Genomic DNA, 12,918 nt, shown 5'->3' with positions numbered 1-12,918 from the left:
CCTCTCCCTACCCGTCGCGGATGCGCACGATGCGGCCTGGTCTGCGACCATCGCCAATGCGCCCCCTTACCGCGTCTTTCTGGAGAACCCGATGCTGCGCAAGACCCTGATCGCGATGACCCTGCTGCTGTCCGCCCCGCTGGCCGCACAGGCTGCCACCTGTTCCGCCGACCTGACCGGCGATGACGCGATGAAGTTCGACAAGACCAACATCGATGTGCCCAAGAGCTGCAAGAGCTTCACCATCAACCTGAGCCATCCGGGCAAGCTGGCCAAGAACGTGATGGGCCACAACGTGGTCATCGCCAAGACGTCCGATATTTCCGGCGTGGCCTCCGAAGGCATGACCGCTGGCGTAGCCGCCGACTACGTCAAGGCCGGCGACGCGCGCGTGATCGCGCACAGCAAGGTGATCGGCAGCGGCGAGACGACCTCGGTCACGATCCCGGTCGCCAAACTGGCCGGCGGCCCGTTCTCGTATTTCTGCACGTTCCCGGGCCATTCGAGCCTGATGAAGGGCACCCTGACGGTCAAATGAGCCGCAGGTTCCCGCGTGGCGCATGCCGCGTGGACTGAATCGCGTCAGACCCGCCGCGCCCGTCATTGGCGCGGCGGCTTCCTTTCTGAAAAAATGCCCGCAACGCCAGCACACGCATCATGCGTGGCAGGTTGTGCCGTTCGTCCGTCCCCGCCGGGCACGGCTCCTCCTTGAAGCGAGCAGTTTGCGATGTCCAAAAAGAATGCGGTGGTCCTTTGGTTCCACCAGCTGGGATCCCCGCCGATCTTCGACCGGTTCGCCGCACGTTGGGCACCGTGGTGTTATCTGGCGGGCCTGGCGCTGCTGGGCATCGGGCTGTGGCAGGCGCTGTTCGTGGTGCCGGCCGATTACCAGCAGGGCGACAGTTTCCGCATCCTCTACATCCACGTGCCCAGCGCCTGGATGAGCATGTTCGTGTTCGGGCTGATGGCGGTCTACGCAGCCATCGCGCTGATCTGGCGGATCAAGCTGTGCGAAGTGCTAGCCATGGCCTGCGCGCCGATCGGCGCGGCTTTCACCGTCATCACCCTGGCCACCGGTTCGATCTGGGGCAGGCCAATGTGGGGCACCTGGTGGGACTGGGACCCGCGCCTGACCACTGAATTGATCCTGCTGTTCCTGTATCTGGGCGTGATGGGCCTGTACGCCGCCATCGAAGACCGCCGCGCCGCCGCGCGCGCCGCCGGCCTGCTCGCCATCGTCGGCGTGGCCCTGCTGCCGGTGATCCGCTATTCGGTGGTGTGGTGGAACTCGCTGCACCAGGGCCAGACCATCAACCTGTTCGGCAAGTCGCACATGGACGCCAGCATGATCACGCCGCTGTGGATCATGGTGCTGGCGACCAAGTGCTGGTTCGCCGGCTCGCTGTTGACCCGCGCGCGCGCTGACAACCTGCGCCGCGAATCCGGCAAGGACTGGGTCGCCAAGCTGGCCGAGGAACGCACATGACCTACCTGCATTACGTGATCGCGGCCTACGCGGTATTCGTGCTGGTGCTGGCCTGGGACTTCATCGTCCCGCGCCTGCAGATCCGCCGCCTGCTGCGCGATGCGCGCCAGCGTGGCAGCCGCCAGCGTCGCCGCGGCAAGCCCGCGCCCGCCGCCGACACCGAGCTGGTGCGATGAATCCGGTCCGTCGCCGCCGCCTGCTGCTGGTGCTGGTGCTGCTGGTCGCCGCCGGTGCGGCCACCACGTTGGTGGCCATGGCCCTGCAGCGCAACGTGGCCTATCTCTACACGCCGTCCGAAGTGCTCAAGGGCGAGGCCGGCAGCCAGTCGCGCTTCCGCCTGGGCGGCATGGTCGAACGTGGTTCGTTCAAGCGCACCGAAGGTTCGCTGGACGCGCACTTCCGCGTGACCGATGGCGATGCGCAGCTGCCGGTGCGCTACACCGGGATCCTGCCGGACCTGTTCCGCGAGGACCAGGCGGTGATCGCCACCGGTTCGATGCAGGGCAACCAGTTCGTCGCCACCGAAGTGCTGGCCAAGCACGACGAAACCTACATGCCCAAGGAAGTGGCCGACAAGATGGGCGCCGCGCACAAGAAACACGACGTGGCGGTCCCTCCGCCCGCCGAGAGCCTGCGCTGATGCCCACCCCCCCCATCCCTGCCCACGCGGGGATCGCCGTATCGCTTCCGAGGTTTGCCCGTGCTTCCTGAACTCGGGCAATTCGCCCTGATTTTCGCCCTGCTGGTATCGGTCCTGCAGGCCGTGTTGCCGCTGATCGGCGCCGGGCGCGGCAACGCGACCTGGATGGCCGTGGCACGCCCCGCTGCGCTGGCGCAACTGGTGGCGGTGGGCCTGGCGTTCGTCATCCTGACCATTGCGTTCGTGACCCAGGATTTTTCGGTCAGGTACGTCGCCGAGAACTCCAATTCGCTATTGCCGATGGTCTACCGCTATACCGCGGTGTGGGGCTCGCACGAAGGTTCGCTGTTGCTGTGGGCGCTGGTGCTGGCGCTGTGGACGGCCGCCGTGGCGCTGTTCTCCGATGCCCTGCCTGCGCGCGTGGTGGCCCGCGTGCTGGGCGTGATGGGGATCGTCAGCGTCGGCTTCCTGTCGTTCCTGATCTTCACCTCCGACCCGTTCATCCGGCTGCTGCCGGCGGCCGCCGAAGGACGCGACCTGAATCCGTTGCTGCAGGACCCGGGAATGATCATCCATCCGCCGATGCTGTACCTGGGTTACGTCGGGTTTTCGGTGCCGTTCGCCTTCGCCATCGCCGCGCTGCTGGACGGTGAAGTCGATGCGCGCTGGCTGCGCTGGACACGGCCATGGACCAACGTGGCCTGGGCGTTCCTGACCGGCGGCATCGCGCTGGGCAGCTGGTGGGCGTATTCGGAACTGGGTTGGGGCGGCTGGTGGTTCTGGGACCCGGTCGAAAACGCGAGCTTCATGCCGTGGCTGGCCGGTGCGGCACTGATCCATTCGCAGGCCGTGACCGAAAAGCGCGGCAGTTTCCGCGGCTGGACGTTGCTGCTGGCCATCGCCGCATTCTCGCTGTCGCTACTGGGCACCTTCCTGGTCCGCTCGGGCGTGCTGACCAGCGTGCATGCGTTCGCCGCCGATCCCACCCGTGGCCTGTTCGTGCTGGTGTTCCTGGGGCTCGTGGTCGGTGGTTCGCTGCTGCTATACGCGCTGCGCGCGCCGCAGTTCGAAGACGGCGCACCGTTCGCCGCCAGTTCGCGCGAGACCCTGCTGCTGGCCAACAACGTGCTGCTCGGCTCGGCCTGCGCGATGGTCGCACTGGGCACGCTGTACCCGCTGCTGGCCGATGCGCTGGACCTTGGCAAGATCTCGGTGGGCCCGCCCTACTTCAGCCTGTTGTTCATCCTGCTGATGGCGCCACTGGTGCTGCTGGTGCCATTCGGCCCGTTGTTCAAATGGCAGCGCGAGCAGACCTCGCGCGTGTGGGCGTTGCTGGTGCCGTGGGCCGTGCTGGCCGTGATCGGCGGCGTGGCCGCGTTCTTCCTGGCGCCGCAAGGCAAGTGGAAGATGGCGGCGGCCGTGGTTGGCGCGCTGTGGGTCGGCGGCGGCACGTTGCGCTTCGTCTGGTCGCGCCTGCGTGCGCAGGGCCGGATGACTGCCGAAATGCTGGGCATGAGCCTGGCCCACTTCGGCCTGGCAGTGTTCCTGATCGGCGCGCTCATGGTCGAAGCCCTCAACATGCAGCGCGAAGTCGCCTTGAAGCCCGGCCAGACCGTCGAGGTCGGCAGCTACGGTTTCACCTTCGATGGCGTGGCCGAAAGCCAGGGGCCCAACTACACCGCCGACTACGCCACGCTGCAGCTCACCCGCCACGGCGAACCACTACAGACCCTGCATCCGGAAAAGCGCGCCTACGCCAGCGGTGGCCAGGTCATGACCGAATCGGCCGTGCGCCCCGGCGTGCTGGGTGACGTGTACGTGGCCCTGGGCGAATCGCTGGGCAATGGCGCCTGGGCGGTGCGCATCCAGGTCAAGCCGATGGTGCGCTGGATCTGGGCCGGCGCGGTGCTGATGGCACTGGGCGGCCTGGTCGCCGCCACCGACCGCCGCTTCCGCCGCAAGGACAAGACCCCCGCATGAGCACCACACCCGAACGCCGCGGTGTCTCGCGCACGGTGCTGGTGGTCAGCACGCTGTGCCTGCTGGCCGTGTTCGCCCTGCTGCTGGTGGCGGTGAAGCGCTCCGACCGCCCGGATCGTCAGGCCCTGCCCTCCGCGCTGATCGGCAAACCCGCGCCGGCCACCGTGCTGCCGCTGCTGCATACGCCGGACAAGACCTTCGACCTGGCCACGCTGCGCGGCAAGCCCTACCTGCTCAATGTCTGGGGCAGCTGGTGCCCGGAATGCCGCATCGAACACCCGGTCGTCAGCGCCTTCGCCAAGACCGGCAAGCTGCGCGTGATCGGCTACGACCTGAAGGACGAACCGGCCGACGCGCTGCGCTGGCTGGGCCAGTTCGGCGATCCCTACGACACCATCGTCAGCGATGTGGAAGGCAAGGCATCACTCAACTGGGGCATCTACGGCGCGCCGGAAACCTTCCTGGTCGATGCGCAGGGCATCGTGCGCTGGAAGCACGTCGGCCCACTGGACAACACGATCATCGAAGGCGAACTCCTGCCTGCGCTGGCCGATGCGGAGCGCGCGCAATGAATCAGGTGGCCCGCGCCCTTCGTAGAGCGGAGCTTGCTCCGCTGCCCTCCCTCGGAATGTCGGTTGCGAAAGCCAGCGGAGCAAGCTCCGCTCTACAAAAATCCCCTGCGCGGCATTGGCTGCGGGCCTTGCTGTGCGCCTGCCTGATCCTGCTATCCACGCACGCGTTCGCCCAGGTCAGCGACCCCACCCCGCTCAACTTCCGCGATGCCGCCGAGGAAACGCGCTTCAACGCGCTGACCCACGAACTGCGCTGTGTGATGTGCCAGAACCAGTCGCTGGCCGATTCCAACGCGCAGATCGCCCACGACCTGCGTCGCGAGATCCTGCAGCTGATGCAGTCGGGCAAGAGCGACGAGCAGATCAAGACCTACCTGGTGGCGCGCTACGGCGAGTTCGTGCTGTATCGCCCGCAGGTGGAACGCAGCACCTGGCTGCTGTGGTTCGGCCCGGTCCTGCTGCTGCTGGGCGGGGCACTGGCGGTCTGGCGCGTGGTGCGCCGGCGCAGCGCGCGTGCGGTCTCCAGCGTCGATGACGGACAGGAATGGTGATGACGGGTTTGGTGATTGCAGCGGTACTGATTGGCGCGTTGATCCTGGGTGGCGCGCTGTGGCCGCTGTGGCGCCGCACACCCAAGGCCGCGGCCGGACTGCTGGTGGCACTGGGCGTGTGCGCGTTCGCGCTGTACCGCATCGTCGGCAACCCGGTGGGAGTGCAGCCGCAGGCCGTGCAGGCGCCGGTCACGCTGGATGCCGCCGTGACCCGCCTGAAGGACGAACTGCAGCGCAACCCGCAGGCCGCCGAAGGCTGGCAGCTGCTGGGCCGCGCGCTCACCGCCGAAGGCAAGCCCGAAGAAGCGCGCGACGCCTTCGACCGCGCCGCCAAATTGCTGCCCGACGATGCCGATGCGCTGGTCGAAGCCGCGCAGTCGCGCAGCCTGGCCGATCCGGATCGCCGGCTGGACGACGCGGCCGTGGCGATGCTGGAACACGCGCTGCAGCTGCAGCCCACCCAGCAGCGTGCGCGCTGGTTCCTGGGCGTGGCCCAGCGCCAGCGCAGCCAGCCGGCGCAAGCGGCGGCAACCTGGGAGCCGCTGCTGGCCCAGGTCGACGCTGCCACCGCGACCAGCCTGCGCGAACAGATCAACGTCGCTCGCAGCGAGGCCGGCCTGCCACCGCTGAAGGCCGAAGCGCCCGCAGCCATCGCACCGGCCGCTGGCGTCACGGTCGAGGTCGCGCTCGATCCAGACTTCGCCTCCCGCGTGCGCCTGCGCGGTGATGCCACGGTGTTCGTGATCGCACGCCAGGTCGGTGGTCCGCCAATGCCGGTGGCGGTGCAAAAGCACACCCTGCAGGAGCTGCCGCTGCATATCACCCTGAGCGATGCCGACAGCCCGATGCCGACCATGAAGCTCTCCGCATTGAAGGACGTCGAACTGGTCGCGCGGCTGTCAGCCAGCGGCAACGCCCAGCGTGGCGAAGGCGACCTTGAATCGACCCCGGTCCGCGTGACGCTGCCGGCGACCGCGCCGGTCAAACTGGTGATCGGCGCCAGCCAGCCCTGAGGCGTTTTCCCAGCGCGACACGCTGCGTTGCCGCCATGCATGGCCCGGTTTGACCGCCGGGATTGGGCCACCGGCTAAACTTGGCCGATGACTGAATTCACTCCGCCAGGGACCCGCTGGCACGCGCTGACCTCGCCCTTCCCCATGAAGCGTGGGGGCGCGCTGCGCGATGCACGCGTCGCCTACGAGACCTGGGGCACGCTGTCGCCGGCACGCGACAACGCCGTCCTGATCGTCACCGGCCTGTCGCCCGATGCGCACGCCGCCGCGAATGCGGACAACCCCGCCGATGGCTGGTGGGAAGCGATGCTCGGCCCGGGTAAGGCCATCGATACCGACCGCTGGTTCGTGGTGTGCGTGAATTCGCTGGGCAGCTGCAAGGGCTCGACCGGGCCGGCATCGGTCAATGCCGCCACCGGAGAAACCTATCGCCTGTCCTTCCCCGACCTGTCGGTGGAAGACGGCGCGGCCGCATCAGTAGAAGTGGTGCGTGCGCTGGGTATCGACCGGCTGGCCTGCGTGGTCGGCAACTCGATGGGCGGCATGACCGCGCTAGCATTGCTGCAGGCCAACCCCGGCATCGCACGCAGCCACATCAATATTTCCGGCAGCGCGCAGGCGCTGCCGTTTTCCATCGCCATCCGCTCGTTGCAGCGCGAGGCGATCCGCCTGGACCCGATGTGGAATGGCGGCGATTACACCGAAGCCGCGTACCCGGAAAGCGGCATGCGCATGGCGCGCAAGCTCGGCGTCATCACCTATCGCTCGGCGCTGGAATGGGACGGCCGCTTCGGCCGCGTGCGGCTCGAATCGGACCGCCCGGATGAAGATCCGTTCGGCCTGGAGTTCCAGGTGGAAAGCTATCTGGAAGGCCACGCGCGCCGCTTCGTGCGCCAGTTCGACCCGAACTGCTATCTATACCTGAGCCGCTCGATGGACTGGTTCGACCTGGCCGAACATGGCGGCGGCGACGTCATGACCGCGCTGGCCGGCATCAAGCTGGAGCGCGCACTGGCGATCGGTGCGACCACCGACATCCTGTTCCCGCTGCAGCAACAGGAACAGATCGCACTGGGCCTGCGCGCGGGCGGCGCGGACAGCGAATTCGTGCCACTGGCCTCGCCGCAGGGACACGATGCGTTCCTGGTGGATTTCGCCCGTTTCGACCCCGCCGTGCGCGGCTTCCTCGCGAAGCTGTGACGCTTGGTGTAGAGCGGAGCTTGTGGCAATCCCATCTTGGGGGCTCCGCTGAGGCCTTCCCTGTGACCCGACCGGAGCGCAGCGGAGCAAGCTCCGCTCTACAGTGGGGGCATGCATGGATCACCGTCGCCATCCTCGGTGACCCGCCACGGAGCCGTTTCTGCGAACATTGGGCATTGATGTCCATGTGACGCCGTTGACGAGGTTCTCCCGATGCCGCTTCAATTTCCCGGCAAGGACAGACTGATCCGCGCGTTGGACGCCGCCGTCGCCCTCGGCGACGATCATGCGGTTGCAGAAGCGCTGCGCGACACGCTGGCCTCCCTGATCGTCGATACCCATGTGCAATTGCCAGCGCTGGTGCAGCAGCCGGCGGAGGACCACTACGCACGACGCGAGCTGTACGTCAGCCCGGAGCACGGCTACAGCGTCGTCGCCATGACCTGGGGACCGCGGCAAGGCACGCAGATCCACGACCACGCAGGCGTGTGGTGCGTCGAAGGTGTCTGGCAGGGCCAGCTGGAGATCACCCAGTACGCGCTGGCCGAACATGTCGACAGCGCGTATCGCTTCACCGCCGCCGATACCCAACTGGCCGAAGCCGGCAGCGCCGGTGCGCTGATCCCGCCGCACGAGTACCACACCATCCGCAACGCGAGCGATGCAGACATCGCCGTCTCGCTGCATGTCTACAAGCACAGCCTGGATCGCTGCGGCATCTACCTGGCCGATGCGCAGCGCCCGGGATGGATGCAGTGCGAGGACCGCACCATCCATTCCGATCCGCTGCCGGCCGAGCCGGCCACGCACTAAGCGCAGCCAGCACACCTTCGTTATTTTGCAGGGCACTCCAGCACATGCTGGGCGTCGGTGCCGAAGCCGACTTCGTGCACCGACAGCACGGTTCCAGCTGGCATCTTCCAACCCAGCGGCACGCTGACCTGCCCCATCTGGCCGTTACGCTCGGAGAAGCACTTCAGCGGAATGCCGACCTTGCCCCAGGCATCGCGCGGTGCGTTGGCCATCGCCGCATCGACCGGCAATGCCGCGCTGCAACCCGGGCCGCATTCCATGAAGAGTTCGGCACCTTGCCGTTTCGGCGGCACGTCCACGCGCATGGTCACCAGCAGCATCACGTTGCCGTTGGTCTCGCGCACCAGGTCCAGCGGACGCGGCGCGACGAAGGCGATCTCGCCGTCCTGCTTCCACTCGATCCGCCAGGCATCTTCCTGCGCCTTGTAGTCGACGGGCGAGATCGCCACGTCAGGCGCGTCCTTCTGGCCCGAGGCCTGCGATAACGAACGTGGTTTGCCGACCTTGGACTGCACGCGCAGCGTCCAGCCCGTGGCCGGCGTACCACGCGTGAAGAACGTCTCCGAGCCCAGTGTTGCCAGGTCCATGCCGGCGTCTTCGGACAACGCGCCCACCTTGGCCGGCTTGGCGTAACTCACACCATAGCCATAGGCGAACTGCGGGTCGTAGCCCGGCTGACCAACATTGAGCGGACTCTGCAGCACAGTGCGCGGCCACGAATACGACAGCGTGCCGCGGAAGTCGTGCTGCACCTTGCCTGCTGCATCGCGCAGCAGCACATCGGCCACGCCGCCGCCTTCCGAGCCCGGCAGCCACGCAGCCACGAACGCATCGGCTGCATTGATCTCACGATTCATCCACAGCGGGCGCCCGGACAGGAACACCGCCACCACCGGGATGCCTTCGGCCTTGAGCTTGCGCAGCAGCTTCAGGTCACGGTCGTCGCCAGGGCGATACGCCAGCACCTTCAGGTCACCCTGGAACTCGGCGTACGGCGTTTCGCCGAACACCACCACCGCCGCATCGGGCCTGGTCGTATAGCTGCCATCGGCCGACTGCTCCGCCTTGCCACCGGCCTTGCCGACCTGCTCGCGCAACGCCGCGCCAATGGTCTGCGCGCCGGGGAAATCCTGCGGCGTCAGGCCGGTGCCCTGCCAACTCAGCGTCCAGCCACCGGACTGCATCATCATGTCGTCGGCGCCATCACCGGCGATCAGCAGCGTCTTGCGCGGATCCAGCGGCAGCACCTTGTTCTCATTCTTCAGCAGGACCAGCGACTCGCGCACCGCACGGCGTGCGACAGCCCGATGTTCGGCACTGCCGAGCAACTCGAACTGCCCGGCCACACCACGCGTCGAAGGCTTGCCAGCTTCGAACATGCCGGCGCGGAACTTCACCCGCAGGATCCGGCGGACCGCTTCGTCCAGGCGACCGGCCGGCAGCGTGTGTGCGTTTTCCGCCGCCAGGATGTGCTCGTAGCAGCCCTTCCAGGTATCGGGCGCCATGATCATGTCCACGCCAGCGACGAACGACGGCACGCAGTTCTCGCGGCTTCCGCCCGGCACGCTGGCATGGCCGTTCCAGTCGCTGACCACGAACCCGTCGAAGCCCATGCGCTGCTTCAGCACGCCTTCGAGCAGCGAAGCATTGCCGCTCATCTTGACCCCGTTCCAGCTGGAGAACGACACCATCACCGCCTGCACGCCGGCCTTCAGCGCGGGCGGATAGCCGGCGCCGTGCACGTCACGCAAGGTGGCTTCGTCGATGTGGGCATCGCCCTGGTCGCGGCCTTCGAACGTGCCGCCATCGGCCAGGAAATGCTTGGCCGTCGCCACCACATGCGCGCCCTTGAGGAAGTCCTTCGTGCCCGGCTTGCCCTGCAGGCCCTGGATCAGTGGGCCGGCGTAGGAACGCACCACCGCCGGATTCTCCGAATAGCCCTCGTAGGTGCGGCCCCAGCGATCATCCTGCGGCACTGCCAGGGTCGGCGCGAAGGTCCAGTCGATGCCGGTCGCGCGCATCTCGGCGGCGGTGGCCACGGCGATCTGCCCCATCAGCGCCGGGTCGTGCGTGGCGCCCAGGCCGATGTTGTGCGGGAACAGCGTCGCGCCGACCACGTTGTTGTGGCCATGCACCGCATCGACGCCGAAGATCACCGGGATCGCGTTGTACTTGCCGCCGCTGGTGTCCATCGACGCGGCGTAGAAATCGTCGGCCAGCTGCAGCCAGGCCTTGGCCGGGGCGTTGTACTGGCCACCCGGATCGGAGCTGCCGCCAGCCAGGATCGAACCCAGGCGGTAGGTCTTCAGGTCGTCCGGGGTGATGCTGGCGATATCGCCCTGCACCACCTGGCCCACCTTCTCTTCGACACGCATTTTTGCGATCAAGGCATCGATGCGCTTTTCCAGCTTCGGGTCCGGCGCGATCGGCGAACGCTGCTGCGGCCACAGCTCCGGGTGCGCACTGCCCGCGGCGGGCTGGGTTTCGGCAGCGATGGCCACGCCAGCCAGCAGCACCGAGCCGGTCAGCGCCAGGACCAGCGCGCGGCGCGCCGGCAGGCGCGGGGTTGGAAGCGGATTGAAGCTCATGCAGTTCTCCCTGGATGGACGTGGCGCGCCGAACCATGCTGCAACTGCAGCGTGGCTTTTCCGCGTACTTTGGCAAGATGGCGACAAATGACCGTCGGGACAGCCGTTCGATGCGGGTAAGACTTGAAGATGTGGCCGCAGCGGCCGGTGTCTCGATGAAGACGGTGTCGCGCGTGCTCAACCAGGAGCCGCGCGTCAGCCAGGACACGCGCCAGCGCGTGCAGGAAGTGGTCGACCGGCTGCAGTACAAGCCCAACCTGTCCGCACGCAGTCTGGCCAGCCGACGCACCTTCGTGGTGGCGCTGGCCTACGACAACCCCTCGCGCAACTACCTGATGGAAATCCAGGGCGGCGTGCTCGACGCCTGCCGTGCGCGCCACTACACGCTGGTGCTGGCGCCGGTGATGTACGGCGAGGGTCGTGCGATTGCCGAGCTGCGCGAACTGGCCAACCAGCACGGCGTGGACGGCTTCGTGCTGACGCCGCCGCTGACCGACGACATGGACCTGCTCGCCTTCCTGGACGATGCCGCCCTGCCCTTCGCCAGCATCGCCCCGCGCATTCCCCGCGGCCGGATCGGCGTAACCGTGGACGAACATGCCGCAGTCTGCGAACTGATGGACCACCTGATCACGCTGGGGCACCGGCGCATCGGCCATATCAAGGGACCGCCCACCCACGGCGCGGCCGAATGGCGCCATGCCGGCTACCGCGAATCGCTGCGCTCGGCCGGCATCGCCTACGACCCGGCGCTGGTGGCCAAGGGCGAGTTCACCTTTGAATCGGGCGTGCGGGGCGCCAACCAGCTGCTGGACCTGGAAGACCGCCCCACCGCGATCTTCGCCGCCAATGACGACATGGCCGCCGGCGTGATCCGCGTGGCCGGCGAGCGCGGGCTGCGCATTCCACACGATCTGTCGGTGTGCGGTTTCGACGACACGCCGATCTCGCGCCACATCTTTCCTTCGCTGACCACCGTGCGCCAGCCAACCCGCGACATGGGCCGCACCGCCACGCTGGAACTGCTCAAGGCCATCCAAGCCCCGGACCACGGCGACATGGTGCGCATGGACTACGCCCTGCAGCTGCGCGAATCGACGGCGGCGCCGGCCAACCCGGGCACCTAGGCCGCACGGCATCAGACCGTCGCACGCAGTGACGGAATGGGCGGCGTGACATCGCGGGCGCGCGCTCATGGTTGGAGAGAAGGCCTTCATTCCGGGATCGGGTCTGGCGACGGGCAATGCATGTCACCCCGTGACAGCGCTGTCACGATACGGAATGCGGCCACCAATGCATTCTGCGGCGCGTCAAAACCGCCTTCCCTGACCGCATGGTCAGCGCACAGCCCGCAACGGCGCGCTCCCCACCCCCGCGGCGAAGCGAACATCCCAACATCGGCACCTTGCCCATACCGCTTCGGCGATCGTGCCGCTATACTGCGCGGCCGCGCCGAAGTGGCGGAATGGTAGACGCAGCGGACTCAAAATCCGCCGCCCTTAAAAGCGTGTGGGTTCGAGTCCCACCTTCGGCACAAATCAAAACAAGGGCTTAGCCGCGAGGCTAGGCCCTTGTTCTTTATCGCCATTGCGTCGTGGTCGAATGCAGCGGAATGGCTGTCAGCATTGGCGCCCCCTCCCGTCTGATCCTCAACATTGCCCTGCCCGCGCAGCTGCGCCACCACGCGCTCACGCGTATCGGCATGCAACGGCAGACGGCTGTGCAACACCTGCGGCACTGTCATGCGCGCGATGTCGCCAAGCGTGGTCGTGCGGGGAATACCGAGCAAGGGGTTCGAGGCTGGAAGCTGGGCCGCCCCCGCCCGATCGCCGCGCGAAGGACCGGAAGGCCCCAAGTGGCAAGGCTTTCGACAGGCCTGCACCGCATCGCTGGATGGTGGAGAAAAACGGCGCACCGTGGAGACGCGGGCCACGGCGCACCAACGAGTCTCTAGACCGGGGAACAACCGAGAGTCTCTGAAATCGGTGGAACTGGTCGGCTGTGACTGACCGGGTGTCGGGTCAGGACAACCGGCCAGCACAGCACGTCAGGGCGAGGCGTCCTGCCGGAACACC

At 67.3% G+C, this 12,918-nt stretch carries 12 protein-coding genes and 1 tRNA gene; 12 read left to right on the top strand and 1 reads right to left on the bottom strand.

Annotated features, from left to right (window positions below; genetic code table 11):
* Positions 1-91: 91 nt before the first annotated feature.
* The 10 genes from azu (at position 92) to O8I58_RS00985 (ending at position 8,255) form a co-directional block, all read left to right on the top strand.
* Positions 92-538 (top strand): azurin, encoded by a 447-nt coding sequence (gene azu, locus O8I58_RS01030; protein WP_298319938.1) that lies wholly within the window; start codon positions 92-94, stop codon positions 536-538.
* Between the two features lie 189 nt (positions 539-727).
* Entirely contained in the window at positions 728-1,486 is a 759-nt protein-coding gene (gene ccmC / locus O8I58_RS01025) for a heme ABC transporter permease CcmC (RefSeq protein ID WP_298319937.1), read from the top strand.
* The gene (gene ccmD / locus O8I58_RS01020) at positions 1,483-1,662 is read left to right on the top strand and encodes a heme exporter protein CcmD (protein WP_298319936.1); all 180 of its coding nucleotides are present in this window, start codon (positions 1,483-1,485) and stop codon (positions 1,660-1,662) included. The genes ccmC and ccmD overlap by 4 nt, the downstream gene beginning before the upstream one ends.
* The gene (gene ccmE / locus O8I58_RS01015; protein WP_298319935.1) at positions 1,659-2,126 is read left to right on the top strand and encodes a cytochrome c maturation protein CcmE; all 468 of its coding nucleotides are present in this window, start codon (positions 1,659-1,661) and stop codon (positions 2,124-2,126) included. Before ccmD ends, ccmE begins: the two co-directional genes overlap by 4 nt.
* 60 nt (positions 2,127-2,186) lie before the next feature.
* A complete protein-coding gene (locus O8I58_RS01010) occupies positions 2,187-4,106 on the top strand; it encodes a heme lyase CcmF/NrfE family subunit (protein WP_298319932.1) in 1,920 nt (639 codons plus the stop codon).
* Positions 4,103-4,678, top strand: coding sequence for a DsbE family thiol:disulfide interchange protein (locus O8I58_RS01005; RefSeq protein ID WP_298319930.1), 576 nt, complete (start codon positions 4,103-4,105; stop codon positions 4,676-4,678). Before O8I58_RS01010 ends, O8I58_RS01005 begins: the two co-directional genes overlap by 4 nt.
* 128 nt (positions 4,679-4,806) lie before the next feature.
* Complete coding sequence (locus tag O8I58_RS01000) at positions 4,807-5,229, top strand: cytochrome c-type biogenesis protein (protein ID WP_298319928.1); 423 nt, start codon at positions 4,807-4,809, stop codon at positions 5,227-5,229.
* A complete protein-coding gene (locus O8I58_RS00995; RefSeq protein ID WP_298319926.1) occupies positions 5,229-6,242 on the top strand; it encodes a tetratricopeptide repeat protein in 1,014 nt (337 codons plus the stop codon). Before O8I58_RS01000 ends, O8I58_RS00995 begins: the two co-directional genes overlap by 1 nt.
* Before the next feature lie 87 nt (positions 6,243-6,329).
* Complete coding sequence (locus O8I58_RS00990) at positions 6,330-7,442, top strand: homoserine O-acetyltransferase MetX (protein ID WP_298319925.1); 1,113 nt, start codon at positions 6,330-6,332, stop codon at positions 7,440-7,442.
* A gap of 213 nt (positions 7,443-7,655) precedes the next feature.
* Positions 7,656-8,255, top strand: a complete 600-nt coding sequence (locus O8I58_RS00985; protein WP_298319924.1) for a cysteine dioxygenase family protein — start codon at positions 7,656-7,658, stop codon at positions 8,253-8,255.
* Positions 8,256-8,275: 20 nt separating this feature from the next.
* Here the strand turns inward: O8I58_RS00985 and O8I58_RS00980 are convergent, their stop codons facing one another.
* A complete protein-coding gene (locus tag O8I58_RS00980; RefSeq protein ID WP_298319921.1) occupies positions 8,276-10,843 on the bottom strand; it encodes a glycoside hydrolase family 3 protein in 2,568 nt (855 codons plus the stop codon).
* Between the two features lie 155 nt (positions 10,844-10,998).
* Between O8I58_RS00980 and O8I58_RS00975 the strand changes: the two genes are divergently transcribed.
* Positions 10,999-11,970, top strand: a complete 972-nt coding sequence (locus O8I58_RS00975) for a LacI family DNA-binding transcriptional regulator (RefSeq protein ID WP_298319919.1) — start codon at positions 10,999-11,001, stop codon at positions 11,968-11,970.
* A gap of 324 nt (positions 11,971-12,294) precedes the next feature.
* Positions 12,295-12,377, top strand: a tRNA-Leu gene (locus tag O8I58_RS00970).
* Positions 12,378-12,918 lie beyond the last annotated feature (541 nt).

Source organism: Pseudoxanthomonas sp. (assembly GCF_027498035.1).
Taxonomy (GTDB): Bacteria; Pseudomonadota; Gammaproteobacteria; order Xanthomonadales; family Xanthomonadaceae; genus Pseudoxanthomonas_A.
This window is presented reverse-complemented; position numbering and strand designations above follow the sequence as displayed.